Raw genomic sequence first — 16,186 nt, 5'->3', positions numbered from 1 at the left:
CGGTGCGGGGCGGGGATCGGCCCCGGGTACGGCACGAGGTCGACGGCGGCATCCCGGAGCAGCAGCACGCCCGGCCGCACCCGGCTGACGCGTATGCGGAAGACGGCTTTTTGGACTCGGCGGAGCGACGGGCGGGCCCTATGAGCGAGAACCAGCACGAGGAACCACAATCTTCACAGCCACCCGGAGCCGCTGCCACGGCGCCGGACACGGAACCGGCACCGGCACCGGTGCTGCCGGTGCCCACGGCGCTGCCCGATCCGCGCGACCGCAGCGGGGCGCGGGCCCTGTTCATCGAGCTGCGGGCGCTGCCCGACGGCTCGGTGGAGAAGGCGGAGCTGCGCAACCGGCTCGTGCGGATGCACCTGCCGCTGGTCGAACACCTCGCCCGGCGGTTCCGCAACCGCGGTGAGCCGCTCGACGATCTGACGCAGGTCGCCACGATCGGCCTGATCAAGTCGGTGGACCGGTTCGACCCGGACCGCGGCGTCGAGTTCTCGACGTACGCGACTCCCACCGTGGTCGGCGAGATCAAGCGGCACTTCCGCGACAAGGGCTGGGCCGTGCGCGTGCCGCGGCGCCTGCAGGAGCTGCGGCTCTCGCTGACCACGGCCACGGCGGAGCTGTCCCAGCAGCACGGCCGCTCCCCCACGGTCCACGAGCTCGCCGAACGGCTCGGGATCTCCGAGGAGGAGGTGCTGGAGGGGCTGGAATCGGCCAATGCCTACAGCACCCTCTCGCTGGACGTCCCGGACACCGACGACGAGTCGCCGGCCGTGGCGGACACGCTGGGCGCCGAGGACGAGGCGCTGGAGGGCGTCGAGTACCGCGAGTCGCTCAAGCCCCTGCTGGAGGGGCTGCCTCCGCGGGAGAAGCGGATCCTGCTGCTGCGGTTCTTCGGCAACATGACGCAGTCGCAGATCGCGCAGGAGGTCGGCATCTCACAGATGCACGTCTCCCGCCTGCTGGCCCGCACCCTGGCCCAGCTGCGCGAGAAGCTCCTGGTCGAGGAGTAGGAGTACGGGTACGGGCACGGCCGCAGGTTCGCGGCGCCCGTACGGACCGCCGGGTCTAGCGGGTCTGCCCGCCGGGCCCGATTCCCAGCGCCTCGGTCGCCGTCGGGTTCACCAGCAGGGCCACGACGGCCACCGCGGCCACGGCCAGCGCCACGGCGGCGGCGATCATCGCCCCGCCCGTGGAGTACAGGGTCCACGCCACCGGCAACGCCATCAGCTGGGTGATCAGCGCGGGCCCGCGGCTCCAGCGGCGGCCCAGGCGCAGCCCGCGCGCCGCGACCAAAGGCAGCGCGGCGAGCGCGAGCAGGGTGATCCCGCCGGTCTCGGCCTGCTGCGGGGAGTCGGGGTCGCCGGCGATGCCCACGAACAGCATGTAGACGCCGAGGCCGGCCAGCGCCAGGCCCTCCAGGGCGGTCAGCGCGGCGGCGGCGGTCAGCCGTCCGGGCAGCGGGGCGGTCGGCTGGGCCGTGGCGGGGGTGGGCTTCGTACTCACCCCAGCAGGGTAGCCGCGCGCCCGCGCCCCCGGAGGGGACGGGCAGTATGGGCTGCATATGAACGGGTCGGTAGGCTGGCGCCCATGCGTGCACTTCTCGTGGCCAACCCAGCAGCGACGACCACCAGTGCGCGCACGCGCGACGTCCTGACCCATGCCCTGGCCAGCGAGATGAAGCTGGAGGCGGTGACCACCGAGTACCGCGGGCACGCCCGGGACCTGGGCCGCACGGCGGCCGAGAACGGCATCGACCTCGTCGTGGCGCTCGGCGGCGACGGCACGGTCAACGAGGTGGTCAACGGGCTGCTGCACAACGGGCCGGATCCGGAGCGGCTGCCCCGGCTGGCGGTGGTGCCCGGCGGCTCGACGAACGTGTTCGCCCGCGCACTCGGGCTGCCCAACGACGCGGTCGAGGCGACCGGCGCCCTGCTGGACGCACTGCGGGAGCAGCGGGAGCGGACGGTGGGCCTCGGGCTGGCGGCCGGCACCCCGGGCACGGAGGACGAGTCGGTTCCGGCGCGCTGGTTCACGTTCTGCGCGGGCTTCGGTTTCGACGCGGGGGTGGTGGGCCGGGTCGAGCAGCAGCGGGAGCGCGGCAAGCGTTCGACGCACGCCCTGTACGTACGACAGCTGATGCGTCAGTTCTGGGACGACCCGAACCGGCGCCGCGGCACGGTGACGCTGGAGCGCCCCGGCGCGGATCCCGTCACGGGCCTGGCGCTGTCGATAGTCTGCAACACCTCGCCGTGGACGTATCTGGGCAATCGTCCGCTTTACGCCTCTCCGGAGGCATCGTTCGATACTGCGCTTGACGTATTGGCACTCAACCGTTTGTCAACTCCGGCCGTCGCCCGCTACGCCACACAGCTCCTGACCTCGACTCCTGAGCGCGGTCCGCACGGCAAGCACGCGGTGTCTCTGCACGATCTGACCGACTTCACCTTGCATTCGAAGGTTCCCCTTCCGTTCCAGATGGACGGAGACCACCTCGGCCTGCGCACCAGCGTTCGGTTCACAGGCGTACGCCGTGCACTGCGTGTGATTGTGTGAGTGGAAGGGCCCAAAGTCCTTTCACTCGAACGTTTACACGCCGGTCCACCCTCACGATGTAGGGCTGTGACCTAGTAGACACCGACGAATCAAAAAAAACTTTCCGGAAGGGGTTGTATCCCCGTCCGAGGTTTGCGAATCTCTTCATGGCGATCGGGACAGCCCGCAGAACCCGGCACCCACACAGACCGCCAGAACCCCTCCACGAGTCCCTGACTGACCTTCCAGGAAACTGGCTGGTCGCCCTTCCCTCACGGGGGGATTCGTGAAAGCGTTCACATTCACAAGCAACCTGCCCGCAATACAAGGAGATGGAGCAGCCATGGACTGGCGTCACAACGCCGTTTGCCGCGAGGAAGACCCGGAACTCTTCTTCCCCATCGGCAACACCGGTCCTGCGCTGCTGCAGATCGAGGAAGCCAAGGCCGTCTGCCGCCGCTGCCCCGTCATGGAGCAGTGCCTGCAGTGGGCGCTCGAGTCCGGTCAGGACTCCGGCGTCTGGGGCGGTCTCAGCGAGGACGAGCGCCGCGCGATGAAGCGCCGCGCCGCTCGCAATCGGGCGCGCAACGCCACCGCCTGACATCGACTTTCGAGCCTCGAGCCGCAGCGCGTAGCAACACCTGACAAGCGCTCAGCAACGTGCTCTTGAGCCCCGGACCGGGAACCATTCGGTCCGGGGCTCAGTGCTGTCCGGGACACGCTGCGTCACGCAGCGTCACTACTTCTGCGGGCTGACCGGGACGTCGAGGACGACCTTGGTGCCGCGCGGCTCGGCCCGGAGCATGTCGAACGCGCCGCCGAGCTCGCCCTCCACGAGGGTCCGCACGATCTGCAGCCCGAGATTGCCGGCGCGCTGCGGATCGAAGCCCTCGGGCAGACCGGAGCCGTCGTCGAGCACCGTGATCAGCAGCCGGCCGTCGGTGCGGCCGGTGCCGGTGCGGGTCGCGGACACCTCCACCCGGCCGCCCTCCCCCTGGGTGAAGGCGTGCTCCAGGGCGTTCTGGAGGATCTCGGTCAGCACCATCGACAGCGGAGTGGCGACCTCCGCGTCCAGGATCCCGAACCGTCCGGTACGCCGGCACTCCACCTTGCCCGGCGAGATCTCGGCGACCATCGCGATGACGCGGTCGGCGATCTCGTCGAACTCGACGCGCTCGTCCAGGTTCTGAGAGAGCGTCTCGTGCACGATCGCGATCGAACCGACACGGCGCACGGCTTCGTTGAGCGCCTCGCGGCCGCCCTCGGAATCCATCCGGCGGGCCTGCAACCGCAGCAGTGCCGCCACGGTCTGCAGGTTGTTCTTCACCCGGTGGTGGATCTCCCGGATGGTCGCATCCTTGGTGATCAATTCGCGTTCGCGACGGCGCAGTTCCGTGACGTCCCGGCACAGGACGAGGGAGCCGATCCGGGTTCCCTTGGGCTTGAGCGGGATGGCGCGCAGCTGGATGACCCCGCTGTTGCCCTCGATCTCGGTCTCGCGCGGGGCCCAGCCGCTGGCGAGCTTGACGATGGCCTCGTCCACCGGACCGCGGGAGGGGGCGAGTTCGGCGGTGGTGGTGCCCAGGTGCTGGCCGACGAGGTCGGCGGCGAGGCCGAGCCGGTGGTAGGCGGAGAGCGCGTTCGGGGAGGCGTAGGTGACCACCCCGTCGGCGTCGAGCCGGATCAGGCCGTCCCCCGCCCGCGGGGAGGCGTCCATGTCCACCTGCTGGCCGGGGTACGGGAAGGTTCCGGCGGCGATCATCTGGGCCAGGTCGGAGGCGGACTGGAGGTAGGTGAGCTCCAGCCGGCTGGGTGTACGCACAGTGAGCAGGTTGGTGTTCCGGGCGATCACTCCGAGTACCCGGCCCTCGCGGCGCACCGGGATGGACTCGACGCGGACGGGCACCTCCTCGCGCCACTCCGGGTCGCCCTCGCGCACGATCCGGCCCTCGTCGAGCGCGGCGTCCAGCAGCGGGCGCCGGCCGCGCGGCACCAGGTGGCCGACCATGTCGTCCTGGTACGAGGTGGGGCCCGTGTTGGGGCGCATCTGCGCGACCGAGACGTACCGGGTGCCGTCGAGGGTGGGAACCCACAGCACGAGGTCGGCGAAGGAGAGGTCGGAGAGCAGCTGCCACTCCGAGACCAGCAGGTGGAGCCACTCCAGGTCGGTTTCACTGAGAGCGGTGTGCTGGCGTACGAGGTCGTTCATGGAGGGCACGTGGCGAGCGTACCCCGGGTAGGGGCCATGACTTTCCCCACGGCGACTACCGGGGAGTATCCAGGAGGGGCTCGGTCCGCGTACTGTTGGAGGAAGTGACGGGTTGGCAGAGCCCGTCATTGGATGGACAGAACAGAATGGTCTAGTCCACAATTGGCGTAAGCTTCCGCCCTCCCCGCACAGGAGGACGGATCGAGGTAAGCCGCGCGCTCTGCCCTGACTGCGCAGGCACCTCCCACCGGCCGCCGGGAACCGCACACCCGCCGGCCGTAAGTACTCCGGGCTACGGTGCCGGGCGGGTTGAGGGTCCCGCCCCGGCACCGTGGCCCAGAGGAATTTCCGGGCGGAATTCTTCCGGGGTGCATTTCGCGGAGCGTATTCGCCCGCTCACCGTGGCCGCTTTACTGCGGCCAGGCCGCCATCGCCAGTTCCGCCACCGCTTCCAGTTCTTCCCGGCTCGCCCCGTCGCGCGACTGCTGGGACATCCCCACGAGCACCGCCAGCGCGTAGCGGCCCAGCGCCTGCGCGTCCGTGCCGGCGGGCAGCGCGCCGGCCGCGACGTCCGCCCGGATCCTGCGCACGAACAGTTCCAGGCTGGCGTTGCGGCGCTCGCGCAGGGCCTCGGCCACCTCCTGCGAGGTGGTGTTGACGGCCGCGCTGATCACCAGGCAGCCCGGCGGGTGGGCCGGGTCGGTGTAGATCTCGGCCGCCTCGCGCAGGACGCGCCGCAGGCCGGCCCGGGCGGTGGGCTCCTCGGCCAGGGCCGCGGCCGCGAAGTCGGCGTACCGGCCGCCGTAGACCACCACGACCTCGTCGAAGAGCTTGCGCTTGTCGCCGAAGGCGGCGTACAGGCTGGGTGCGCTGATGCCCAGTGAAGCGGTCAGGTCGGAGATCGAGGTCCCCTCGTAGCCGCGCTCCCAGAAAGCGAGCATCGCCCGGTCGAGGGCGGCGTCGCGGTCGAAGGAGCGGGGCCTGCCGCGCTGTCCGGTCACCATGGGACTCATTCTATAGCGAGCGTTACGTAATCTGGTACGGTCCCTTTCTGTAGCGACCGCTATCAAATTCTGAAGGGGGGCGCGTCATGGGCGTGCTCAAGGGGAAGACGGCACTGGTCACGGGCGGCAGCCGGGGTATCGGGCGGGCGGTGGCGGAGCGGCTGGCCCGGGACGGGGCACTGGTCGCCGTGCACTACGGGCGCAACGAGGAGGCGGCGAAGGAGACGGTCGCGGCGATCGAGGCGGCCGGCGGACGGGCGTTCGCGATCGGCGCCGAGCTCGGGGTCCCGGGCGACGCGCAGGCCCTGTGGGCGGCGTACGAGGCGCACCCGCTGCACACCGACGCGGTCGACATCCTGGTGAACAACGCGGGCGCCGCCACGTTCGCCGGCATCGCGGACACCGACGAGGAGACGTACGACCGGGTGCACGCGCTCAACGCGAAGGCCCCGTTCTTCGTGATCAGGCACGGGCTGGCGCGGCTGCGGGACGGGGGCCGGATCGTGAACGTGACCGGCACCCCGGAGATCGCCCTGCCCGCGATCCTGGCCACGATCACGGCCAAGGGCGCGGTGAACGCACTGACCCGGTCCCTGGCGGCCGAGCTGGCCCCGCGCGGGATCACCGTGAACTCGGTGGGCCCCGGCATCACCGACACCGACCTCAACGCGGCCTGGCTGGCGGACCCCGCTGCGCGGGCGCACGCGTCCTCCCGCTCCGTCTTCGGGCGGGTGGGCACGGCCGGCGAAGTCGCCGACGTGGTGGCGTTCCTGGCCTCGGCGGACTCCCGCTGGGTGACGGGCCAGCACCTGGACGCGACGGGCGGCCTGCAGCTGTCCCTGCTCTGAGCGGAGCGCGCGGCCCCGGACCGCGGCCGGCGGGTCCGACGCCGTCGCGGCCGGGGCTGCGCCGCACGTCCCGGCACCGGGAGGCCGGGGGCGGGGAACCGGACCACCATAAGAGGGAGGGGAGTGGGCGCAGACCTGTCTGGGGCGGCCCCGCCTCTGCTAGATTGGTCTATACCACATCGTCCCACTCCAGATCGGCAGGCCCCGCGTGGAAGTTGTCATCGTCCCGGACGCCAAGGCAGGCGGCGAGCTCATCGCGGAGGCCATGGCCGCCCTGGTCCGCCGCAAGCCCGACGCCCTGCTCGGCGTGGCGACCGGCTCTACCCCGCTGCCCATCTACGAAGCCCTGGCCGCCAAGGTGAAGGCCGGCGAGGTCGACGCCTCCCGGGCCCGCATCTGCCAGCTCGACGAGTACGTCGGCCTGCCCGCGGGGCACCCGGAGTCGTACCGCGCCGTCGTGCTCCGCGAGGTCGTCGAGCCGCTCGGCCTGTCCGAGGCCGCCTTCATGGGCCCCGACGGCTCCGCCGCGGACGTCGTCGCGGCGTGCGAGGCGTACGACCGCGCGCTGGCGGAGGCCGGCGGTGTGGACCTCCAGCTGCTCGGCATCGGCACCGACGGGCACATCGGCTTCAACGAGCCCTGCTCCTCGCTCGCCTCCCGCACCCGCATCAAGACGCTGACCGAGCAGACGCGCGTCGACAACGCGCGCTTCTTCGACGACGACATGGCCCAGGTCCCGCACCACGTCATCACCCAGGGCATCGGCACCATCCTCGACGCCCGCCACCTGGTCCTGCTCGCCACCGGCGAGGGCAAGGCGGAGGCCGTCGCACAGACCGTCGAGGGTCCGCTGTCGGCGCTGGTCCCGGCGTCGGCGCTGCAGCTGCACCGGCACGCGACGGTGGTCGTGGACGAGGCCGCCGCGTCCAAGCTGAAGCTGGCGGACTACTTCCGGCACGCGTACGCCAACAAGCCCGCCTGGCAGGGTCTTTAGCCGGCACCGCGCCACGCGCGAGAAGGGCCGGGCCCAGACGGCCGGCCACGTGGTGCAACGACCCCTGGAAGCCGCCCCTGCCGGGGCCGGACCGGCCCTTCGCCGCGCCCCGGGCCCGGACCCCGGGCCCGTGAACGACCGCTTCAGTTCGGGAAGTTCACATAAACCGTGACGTGGATCACTAGACTCGAAAGCGGGGGTGGGCGCCTGCGGCGCCGGCTTCCGCACGCAGAAATCCAGCTCGCGTACGCGGCTCGAGCACGGCGATCCAGGGGGTACCCGTTGGCGATTGACCACTTCACTCTCTTCCAGGAAGCACTGCGGAACCCCGACCGGCCCTACCGGGTCATCCTCTTCGCAGACCTCTCCGGATCCACCGAGATGAAGGGCAAGTCGGGGGAGGTCGGCTGGCTCCCGACCATCGGCAAGTTCCTCGACATCACCACCGAAGCCGTCCGGGCACACGGCGGCACGGTGGTGAAGTACCTCGGCGACGGCACGCTCGCGGCCTTCGACGGGGAGCGCGCGGCCGAAGCGATCCGGGCCGCCATCCGGATCCAGGAGACCCTGCGCTCAGAGAACAGCGCGGGCGTCCTCAACGAGTGCCTGGCCACCATCGGCATCGCGACCGGCCGGGTCGTCGAGTACGAGGCGCCCGGCGGCGGCCTCGACTACAGCGGCTCCGTGGTCGACCTCGCCGCACGCCTGTGCAGCGCCGGCGCCCCGCAGGCCATCTGGGTGGACAGCGCGACGGTCGCCTCGGCGAACATGAGCCGCGTCGAGTCCCAGATGGGACTGGTCCTCGAGTACTCCCCCGACGACTACCTCTCCGACGAGGAGAAGGTCGACCTCAAGGGCTTCGCCAAGCCGATCAAGTACCGCGAGGTCATCTGGCACCGCAAGGCCTTCGGGGTGAAGAACACGGTGCTCACCGAGGCCATCAACCGGGCCCAGACGCACGCCATGGTGCCCCCGCAGCCCGGCCCCGGGGCCCTGCCGCACCCCCCGGAGGAGACGCTCGACGGCGTGGTCGTGCGCTGGGACTCCGAGCAGGGGCGCGGCTTCATCGGGACGACCGAACACGGCGACCACTACGTGGACCGCCGCTTCATCGTGAGCGAACAGGACCTCACGGAAGGACAGAACGTCCGCTTCGTTCCGCTGCCGCCCCTCAAGCCGGGCCAGCGGCCGGTCGCCGGGGCCTGCGTCCAAGAGGGCCAGCGGATCGAGGGGACCTTCCAGCGCGTCCTCGCCCACAAGGGGTTCGCCTTCGTCGACGCCACCGACACCCGCGGCACCCGGCAGAGCCTGTTCGTCTTCCTCGGCGACGGTGCCGCCGGGCACCAGACGGGCGAGCCCGCCACCCTGCTGGTGAGCCGCAACACCAAGGGCATCGCCGGCCAGCTGGTGGTGGGGAGCACCGCCGATGACAACCCCGTCTAGCCTCCAGGACGTCCAGGCGGCCCTCCTGGAGGTCCGTACGGAACTGGCCAGGGCGGACCAGAAGGCGGCGACGCTCCTCGCCCTGTTCTCGGCGATCGCGGCGGGCATCGTGGCCACCTTCGTCGTCCGCAGGGAGGGCATCTTCACGCTCTGGAACGGCGTGGAGTGGGCCGCCTGGGCGGGGATCCTCTGCCTGGCGGGCAGCTTCGCCCAGCTGCTGTACTGCGTACGCCCGGTCGGCGTCGCCCGCCTCCAGGGCAACGGGTACTTCGCGCACTACGCCCAGTACGCCGGCCGCCCCGCCGACCTGGCCGCCCTGCTCGCCGCCGTACCCCACCCGGAGGTCGAGCGGTGCGCCCAGCTCGCCGACCTCTCGGTGCTGGCCACGCGGAAGTACCGGCTGATCGCCCGGGCGGTCGACCTCCTCGGCTGCTCGCTCGTCCTGATCGCGGGGGCCACCCTCCTCGACGCCCTGCACTGAGCGGGCGCGCCGCGCATGCCGACGGGTCCGGCCCGGCACTCACGGGGAGTGCCCGGCCGGACCCGTCGCCGCCGCGCGCCGGGGGTGGTCAGGCCCCGACGATCACCTCCGCGGCCGCGCGGCCGCAGACGCGCGAGGCGCCGTGCGTCGCGATGTACAACGCGCCGCGGGGCTCGGCACGGGGGACGCCCATCTCGACCACCACCGTGTCCGGGCGGGCCGCGACCAGCGCGTCCAGGGCCTGCACCATCCACGGGTGGCGGTGCGCGTCGCGGACCACCGCCACGACGGTGCGTTCCCCCGCCGCCGCCAGGATGTCCGCGGCCGAGGCGCCCTCCGGGAACACCCCGGACCCCGTTCCCGGTACCAGCGCGGCCAGTTCGGCGGCCACGCCCCACGGGGTCTCGTCGCCCACCGCGATGTTCGCGACGGGCGCGAGCGTGGCGACGTACGGGGTGGTCACGGGCGCGGCGGCGCCGGAGACGACCACGGCGCGGCGGGCCGCCGCCAGGCCGATGCCGGGCGCGCTCCCCTCCTTCGGCGCGCCCGGCGCGGCGGCGGCCCGGGCCTGCCGGGTCCATGCGGCCAGCGCCCGTACCCGGGCGGCGGCGTCGGCGAGCCGCTCCTGCGCCAGCGCGCCCTCCCGTACGGCCGCGACCAGGGCGTCGCGCAGCCGGAGCACGGTGGCCTCGTCGGCGAGCCCGCCGCCGACGCAGATCGCGTCGGCGCCGGCCGCGATGGCGAGGACCGAGCCGCGCTCGATGCCGTACGTCCCGGCGATGGCGTTCATCTCCATGCCGTCGGTGACGATCAGGCCCTCGTAGCCGAGCTCCTTGCGCAGCAGACCGGTCAGGATCTGCGGGCTGAGCGTGGCCGGGCGGGTCGGGTCGAGGGCGGGGACCAGGATGTGCGCGCTCATCACGGCCTTGGTGCCGGCCGCGATGGCCGCCCGGAAGGGCACCAGTTCGCGCGCCACCAGCGTGTCCAGGTCCACGTCGATGCGCGGCAGGGCGTGGTGCGAGTCGACGTTGGTGTCGCCGTGGCCCGGGAAGTGCTTGGTGCACGCGGCGACGCCGGCGGCCTGGAGGCCCTCGACGTAGGCCGCGGTGTGCCGGGCGGCGAGGTGGGTGTCGGCGCCGAAGGACCGTACGCCGATGACCGGGTTGTCCGGGTTGGAGTTGACGTCGGCGGACGGGGCCCAGTTGAGGTTGACCCCGCACTCGGCGAGGCGCCGGCCGAGCTCGCGGGCGACGTCCCGGGTCAGCGCGGTGTCGTCGACGGCCCCGAGGGCCAGGTTGCCGGGGAACGACGAGCCGCCGCGGACCTCGAGGCGGGTGACGTCGCCGCCCTCCTCGTCGATGGCGACGAGGACGTCGTCGCGCTCGGCGCGCAGCTGCGCGGTGAGCGCGGCGAGCTGCTCGGGCGAGGCGATGTTGCGGCCGAAGAGGCCGACGGCGGTGAGGCCTTCGCCGACCTGGCGCAGCAGCCACGCAGGGGCGGTGGTGCCCTCGAAGCCGGGCTGGAGGACCGCGAGGGCGTCGCGGGTGAGCTGGTCGTTCGCATCGGATTCGGTGACGCGGTGCGCAAGGACGGTCATGTGGCGTTATCCCTTCACGGCGCCGGCGGTCATGCCGCCGACGGCCTTGCGCTGGAGGAAGACGAAGATCACCAGGACCGGGACCGCGAACAGCGAGGACGCGGCCATGGTGGCGCCCCAGTCGTTGCCGAAGGCGGTCTGGAACTGGGTGAGCCACAGGGGCAGGGTCTGGGCGGTCTTGTCCTTGTTGAGGATCAGGACCATCGCGAACTCGTTCCAGGCGGTGATGAAGCCGAAGAGCGAGGTGGACATCAGGCCGGGGGCCAGCAGCGGGAAGATCACCTTGCGGAAGGCCTGGCCGCGGGTGCATCCGTCGATCTGGGCGGCCTCCTCCAGCGTCACCGGGACGGCGGCGATGAAGCCGCGCAGGGTCCAGATGGTGAAGGGCAGGACCATCACGAAGTAGATCGCGGTCAGCAGCGGGAGGCTGTTCAGCATCTCCGCGTCGCGGGCGATCATGTACATCGCGATGACCATGACCTCCCACGGGGCCATCTGCGCCATCATCACGCCGAGCACGAGGCCCTTGCGGCCCTTGAACTTCATCCGGGCGATGGCGAAGCTCGCGGCGAGGGCCACGACCAGGGCGAGGACGACGGCGCCGACGGTCACGAGCAGGCTGTTCTGCACGTACGTCCAGAACAGCTCGACGCCGGTGGCCTTGGTGAAGTTGTCCAGCGTCGGGGTGAAGACGAAGACGGGGTCCTTGGACAGGATCTCCCCGGACGGCTTGAGCGCCGAGGAGAACATCCAGTAGACGGGGAAGACGAAGACCACGGCCAGGACGAGGGCGCCCAGGTTCTTCGCCACCGTGCCGGGGCGGAGCGGGCGGCGGGTGCGCAGCCTCTGTGCGCGCTCCGGGTGCTGCGGCGCGGCGGGTGCGGGCTTCGGCGCGGTGGTGGTGCTCACTGCTCCTCCTCCTGCTTCAGGATCAGGCGGAAGTAGAAGGACATGACGATCACGAGCATCACGATCGTCAGGACGGAGATCGCGGCCGCGAGCGCGTAGTGGCCCTGGCTCTGGCCCTCGACGAAGGCGAAGACGGGCAGGGTCTCGGAGGCGCGGTCGGGGCCGCCGCGGTTCATCGCGTAGACCTGGGTGAAGGCCTTGAAGACCCAGATCACCTCGAGGAACGTGGTGACGAGGAAGAACGGCTTGAGGTTCGGGAAGACGACCTGCCAGAACGTCTGCCAGCCGTTCGCGCCGTCCATCCGCGCGGCCTCGTACAGCTCGCCGCTGACGGTGGTCAGGCCGGCGTACATGTTGAGGGCGACGAAGGGGACGGATCCCCAGACCACCAGGACGGTGACGATCACCAGGGTGGAGAGGCCGGACTCGAACCAGTTGTGCTGCTCGTAGCCGGAGAAGCCGGCGGTGCGCATGACCCAGTTCATGACGCCGAACTGCTCGTCGAACAGCCACTGGAAGACGGTGACGGACGCGACGATCGGCATGGCCCAGGCCATCACCAGGGCCATCGACAGGACCAGGCGCATCCACTTGCCGAGCCGGTTCAGCAGGATGCCGACGAGGCTGCCGATCAGCATGATCAGCGCGACGTTGGCGGCGGTGAAGGCGAAGGTGCGCACGACGACGGTCCAGAAGTGCGCGTCGCCCAGCAGCTGGGTGTAGTTCTCGACCCCGTTGAAGGGCGCCTTCCGCTGGATGAACTCGATCTTGTCGACCTTCTGGAACGACAGGATCACGTTCTTGGCCAGCGGGTACAGCAGCAGGGTCGCCAGGCTGAGGACCGCGGGCCCGATCAGGAGGTACGGCAGCCAGCCCGAGGGGAGCGACGTTCTGCCCCGGCGAGGAGACGAGGGAGTGGTCCCGGTGGTGGTGGGCGGCGTCTGCTGCCGTCCGGCGGACTTCGGTGGTGCGTCCTGTGGAGCGGTCGCCGCTCCCTGGGAGTGCACGGTCATGTCTTGGTTACCTCGGCTGCGGTCGGGCGTCGCACAGGTCTGTCGAGCGCCACCGGGGGTGCGGCGGGCGCGTGGGCGCCTGCCGCACCCCCGGTGCTGGGTGCTACTTGTTGATGCGGTTCGCGATTTCCTTGTCCGCGTCCGCGCCCGCCTTGGCGGCGTCCTCGCCCTTCAGGACCTTGGTCATGAACTCCTTGAGCGGGTTGGGCTCGGTCTCGACGTTCGCCCAGCCCGGGGTGACCGGGGTGATGCGGCCGTTGACGCCGCCCTTGCCCATGGCCTCGGCGAAGGAGCCCGCGGCGGGGGTGAAGTTCGCGGCGGCCTGGTTCGGGAGCAGCGCGCCCTTGGTCTCGGCGGCGTACTTCGTCATCTGGTCCTTGCCTGCGGCGAGGGCCAGCCACTCCTTGGCGAGCTCCTTGTTCTTGGAGCGCTCGGCGACGGCGAGGTTCGAGCCGCCGAGGAAGACGGTGCCCGGCTTGTCGGCGGTCTTGCCCGGAATCGGGAAGTAGCCGAAGTCGGCCTCCTTGCCCGCATCCTTCAGGGCCTTCTCCGCGCCGCCGGCCTCCCAGCCGAGGCCGATCCAGGAGGCGACGCCGCCCTTGGGAACGACGTCGGTGGACTGCTGCGGGGTGGCCTCGTCCTTGTCCTTCGGGGCGGTGGAGTAGGACTGGAGCTTCTTGTAGAACTCCATCGCGGAGGCGGCCTGGGGGGTGCCGAGACCGCCCTTCCACTTGCCGCCGTCCTTGACGGCGAGGTCGCCGCCCTCGTCCCAGACGAAGCCGGCGAGGACGTACCAGCTCTGGCCGGGCAGGTAGATCGGCTGCGAGGACGGGTCCGCGGCCTTCAGCTTCTCGAGGCCGGCGATCCACTCGTCACGGGTGGTCGGCGGGGTGACGCCGGCCTTCGCGAAGGCCTTCTTGTCGTACACGACGACGCGGTTGGCCGCGTACCAGGGAGCGGAGTAGAGCTTGCCGTCGTACTCGGCCGAGGCGAGCATGCTCTTCTGCCAGGCGTCCGCGCCGAGCTTGGACTTGTCCTTGGTCAGGTCGGCGAGGCCGCCGGTGACCGCGTAGCCGGAGGTCTGGGTGTTGCCGAGCTCGAGGACGTCCGGCGGGGTGTTCTCGGAGAGGGCCGTGGTGACCTTCTCCTGGATGCCCTTCCACTGCTGCTCTTCGACCTTGACGGTGACACCGGGGTGCTTGGCCGAGAACTCCGCGTTGACCGCATCGATCCAGGCCTTCGGCGCGGAGCCGTCCATCACCCAGACGGTGATCTCCTTGGCGCCGCCCGCGTCGGTCTTCCCCTTGTCGTCGCCGCCGTTGCCGCACGCCGCGACTCCGACCATCATGCCCGCGACACTGACCGCCGCGATGAGCTTGCGCTTCACGCCACCCTCCTCAGGGATGCTGCCTGCAACTTCCCTCGCCCGCCGCGGTGACATGCACCAAGTACTGCCCTGGGGCCGGGATCTGATCCATATTGGTTTAGACCAGTAACCGGAGCTTGGCCTAGACCTTTAGGGGTGTCAAGGGTCTAATGAGCGGGTGATCGGTCCGTTACCGGACCGACACCTGGGGGAGGGAGGAGGCCTGCCCTCCCACCCGTGTCACGATGTGACCGCACATATCGGAGGAGCCGGTGACGGCAGCGAAACTGGAGTCGGGAAGGCGGGCGGCGATGTCCACCGAAGGGGCGACCACGGAGCCGGAAGGCGGGGCAGCCACTCGCACGGCGCGTGTGCCCAAGTACTACCGACTCAAGCGGCACTTGCTCGACATGACCGAGACGCTGCCCCCCGGCACGCCGGTACCGCCCGAGCGCACGCTCGCGGCCGAATTCGACACCTCGCGGACCACCGTGCGCCAGGCGCTCCAGGAGCTCGTCGTCGAGGGCCGGCTGGAGCGCATTCAGGGCAAAGGCACCTTTGTCGCGAAACCGAAGGTCTCCCAGCCGCTCCAACTGTCCTCGTACACGGAGGACATGCGGGCCCAGGGACTGGAGCCCACGTCCCAACTCCTCGACATCGGGTACGTGACGGCCGACGACACCCTGGCCGGGCTCCTCAAGATCGCCACCGGCGGCCGGGTGCTGCGCATCGAGCGGCTGCGCCTCGCCAGCGGCGAGCCGATGGCCATCGAGACCACCCACCTCTCGGCCAAGCGCTTCCCCGCGCTGCGCCGGTCGCTGGCCAAGTACACCTCCCTCTACACGGCGCTGGCCGAGGTGTACGACGTACGGCTCGCGGAGGCCGAGGAGACCATCGAGACCTCCCTGGCCACCCCGCGCGAGGCGGGCCTGCTGGGCACCGACGTCGGCCTGCCGATGCTGATGCTCTCCCGCCACTCACTGGACGCCGACGGCGAACCCGTCGAGTGGGTGCGGTCGGTGTACCGCGGCGATCGCTACAAGTTTGTCGCGCGGCTCCAGCGCCCTGCCGTCTGACGCAGCGGCGACCACGGTGCATGCGGACGGGCCCCGCCTGACACGGGCGGACCGGTCCGTCCGATCCCACCCCACACCATTCGATCGCCTTCGACTCGACTCGGCCACTTCCATGCAATTCAGGCGATCTCGCCGCCATACCCCGCATGCCGCCATTTGGGGGCTCTAGGGTCACCCACGTGCAACTGCGCCACAACTACCGCATATATCCCAACGCCTCTCAGCGCGCGGCGGGGCTGCCGTACGTCTCCTCGGCCCAGCTTTCCAGGCAGCTGATCACGGAGGCCAAGCGCACCGAGGGGCGGGCGCGGCTCGCAGAGGTGTCAGCCGTGGTGCTCCAGCAGTCGCTTCGGGACTTGGACGCAGCGTTCAGGGCCTTCTTCGGGGCGCTGAGGATCAGGTGGTCTCGTCCGCTGCCGGCCGCACCGGCGGCGGTCGGCCACCTTGGCGCACTGCCGGGCGACCTTGAGCCGAGCGGCAAAGGTGGCCGGCCCGAGGTCGATCCCGACCTCTGGGCGCGAGCCCCGGCGCCGCGCAATGAAGCAGGAAGACCGGGTCGCACGGACCAGGGTCGCGTCAAAAGTTCGTCGCTCGGCTCTGGGCCAGGCCAACTGATCCGTGCTTGACTCTCGTTCCGCTATACGGACGGGGGCTTACGTTCACCGGGCGGCCCCCGTAGATTCCCTGCGCTCAAGCAGATGATCAACG

At 70.9% G+C, this 16,186-nt stretch carries 15 protein-coding genes and 1 pseudogene; 9 read left to right on the top strand and 7 right to left on the bottom strand.

Going from position 1 to position 16,186, the window contains the following annotated elements; all coding sequences use genetic code 11:
- The first annotated feature begins 2 nt into the window (after positions 1 to 2).
- Complete coding sequence (locus ACFYXK_RS05385) at positions 3 to 1,016, top strand: RNA polymerase sigma factor SigF (RefSeq protein WP_389410238.1); 1,014 nt, start codon at positions 3 to 5, stop codon at positions 1,014 to 1,016.
- A 55-nt stretch (positions 1,017 to 1,071) separates the two neighbouring features.
- On the opposite strand, the gene ACFYXK_RS05380 is transcribed toward ACFYXK_RS05385, so the two are convergent.
- Positions 1,072 to 1,509, bottom strand: coding sequence for a hypothetical protein (locus tag ACFYXK_RS05380; protein ID WP_389409924.1), 438 nt, complete (start codon positions 1,507 to 1,509; stop codon positions 1,072 to 1,074).
- 84 nt (positions 1,510 to 1,593) lie between these two features.
- Between ACFYXK_RS05380 and ACFYXK_RS05375 the strand changes: the two genes are divergently transcribed.
- Both ACFYXK_RS05375 and ACFYXK_RS05370 read left to right on the top strand, forming a co-directional pair.
- Positions 1,594 to 2,559 (top strand): diacylglycerol/lipid kinase family protein, encoded by a 966-nt coding sequence (locus ACFYXK_RS05375; RefSeq protein ID WP_389409923.1) that lies wholly within the window; start codon positions 1,594 to 1,596, stop codon positions 2,557 to 2,559.
- 322 nt (positions 2,560 to 2,881) lie between these two features.
- On the top strand, positions 2,882 to 3,139 hold the full coding sequence (locus ACFYXK_RS05370) for a WhiB family transcriptional regulator (protein WP_004937597.1): 258 nt from the start codon (positions 2,882 to 2,884) through the stop codon (positions 3,137 to 3,139).
- A gap of 138 nt (positions 3,140 to 3,277) precedes the next feature.
- On the opposite strand, the gene ACFYXK_RS05365 is transcribed toward ACFYXK_RS05370, so the two are convergent.
- Together ACFYXK_RS05365 and ACFYXK_RS05360 are read right to left on the bottom strand one after the other, a co-directional pair.
- Positions 3,278 to 4,747: a sensor histidine kinase gene (locus ACFYXK_RS05365; RefSeq protein WP_389410237.1), complete on the bottom strand. Its 1,470-nt coding sequence runs from the start codon at positions 4,745 to 4,747 to the stop codon at positions 3,278 to 3,280.
- Between the two features lie 410 nt (positions 4,748 to 5,157).
- Positions 5,158 to 5,751 carry a TetR/AcrR family transcriptional regulator gene (locus ACFYXK_RS05360; protein ID WP_389409922.1) on the bottom strand — a complete coding sequence of 198 codons (594 nt, stop codon included), beginning with the start codon at positions 5,749 to 5,751 and terminating at the stop codon, positions 5,158 to 5,160.
- A gap of 86 nt (positions 5,752 to 5,837) precedes the next feature.
- Between ACFYXK_RS05360 and ACFYXK_RS05355 the strand changes: the two genes are divergently transcribed.
- The 4 genes from ACFYXK_RS05355 to ACFYXK_RS05340 all read left to right on the top strand — a co-directional run bounded on the left by ACFYXK_RS05355 (position 5,838) and on the right by ACFYXK_RS05340 (position 9,517).
- Positions 5,838 to 6,599: an SDR family oxidoreductase gene (locus tag ACFYXK_RS05355; protein WP_389409921.1), complete on the top strand. Its 762-nt coding sequence runs from the start codon at positions 5,838 to 5,840 to the stop codon at positions 6,597 to 6,599.
- A 208-nt stretch (positions 6,600 to 6,807) separates the two neighbouring features.
- Positions 6,808 to 7,593 carry a glucosamine-6-phosphate deaminase gene (gene nagB / locus ACFYXK_RS05350; RefSeq protein WP_389409920.1) on the top strand — a complete coding sequence of 262 codons (786 nt, stop codon included), beginning with the start codon at positions 6,808 to 6,810 and terminating at the stop codon, positions 7,591 to 7,593.
- 282 nt (positions 7,594 to 7,875) lie between these two features.
- Complete coding sequence (locus ACFYXK_RS05345) at positions 7,876 to 9,036, top strand: adenylate/guanylate cyclase domain-containing protein (protein ID WP_389409919.1); 1,161 nt, start codon at positions 7,876 to 7,878, stop codon at positions 9,034 to 9,036.
- Positions 9,020 to 9,517, top strand: a complete 498-nt coding sequence (locus tag ACFYXK_RS05340; protein WP_389409918.1) for a Pycsar system effector family protein — start codon at positions 9,020 to 9,022, stop codon at positions 9,515 to 9,517. The genes ACFYXK_RS05345 and ACFYXK_RS05340 overlap by 17 nt, the downstream gene beginning before the upstream one ends.
- Positions 9,518 to 9,605: 88 nt before the next feature.
- On the opposite strand, the gene ACFYXK_RS05335 is transcribed toward ACFYXK_RS05340, so the two are convergent.
- From ACFYXK_RS05335 to ACFYXK_RS05320, 4 genes are all read right to left on the bottom strand, one after another.
- Complete coding sequence (locus tag ACFYXK_RS05335) at positions 9,606 to 11,114, bottom strand: glycoside hydrolase family 3 protein (RefSeq protein WP_389409917.1); 1,509 nt, start codon at positions 11,112 to 11,114, stop codon at positions 9,606 to 9,608.
- Between the two features lie 6 nt (positions 11,115 to 11,120).
- A complete protein-coding gene (locus tag ACFYXK_RS05330) occupies positions 11,121 to 11,957 on the bottom strand; it encodes a carbohydrate ABC transporter permease (protein WP_389410236.1) in 837 nt (278 codons plus the stop codon).
- Positions 11,958 to 12,019: 62 nt separating this feature from the next.
- Positions 12,020 to 13,036 carry a carbohydrate ABC transporter permease gene (locus tag ACFYXK_RS05325; RefSeq protein ID WP_389409916.1) on the bottom strand — a complete coding sequence of 339 codons (1,017 nt, stop codon included), beginning with the start codon at positions 13,034 to 13,036 and terminating at the stop codon, positions 12,020 to 12,022.
- Positions 13,037 to 13,139: 103 nt separating this feature from the next.
- Positions 13,140 to 14,423, bottom strand: a complete 1,284-nt coding sequence (locus ACFYXK_RS05320) for an extracellular solute-binding protein (protein ID WP_389409915.1) — start codon at positions 14,421 to 14,423, stop codon at positions 13,140 to 13,142.
- A gap of 290 nt (positions 14,424 to 14,713) precedes the next feature.
- Here ACFYXK_RS05320 and ACFYXK_RS05315 point away from each other — a divergent pair, with 290 nt between their 5' ends.
- Together ACFYXK_RS05315 and ACFYXK_RS05310 are read left to right on the top strand one after the other, a co-directional pair.
- The gene (locus ACFYXK_RS05315) at positions 14,714 to 15,478 is read left to right on the top strand and encodes a GntR family transcriptional regulator (RefSeq protein ID WP_030153577.1); all 765 of its coding nucleotides are present in this window, start codon (positions 14,714 to 14,716) and stop codon (positions 15,476 to 15,478) included.
- Positions 15,479 to 15,657: 179 nt separating this feature from the next.
- Positions 15,658 to 15,873, top strand: a pseudogene (locus ACFYXK_RS05310) (RNA-guided endonuclease TnpB family protein); the annotation flags it as partial.
- Positions 15,874 to 16,186: the final 313 nt, after the last annotated feature.

The sequence above is a fragment of the Streptomyces sp. NPDC002209 genome, assembly GCF_042890265.1.
In the GTDB taxonomy this organism is placed as follows: domain Bacteria; phylum Actinomycetota; class Actinomycetes; order Streptomycetales; family Streptomycetaceae; genus Streptomyces.
The sequence above is the reverse complement of the archived record's forward strand: the minus strand, read 5'-3'. Positions and strand labels throughout refer to the sequence as shown.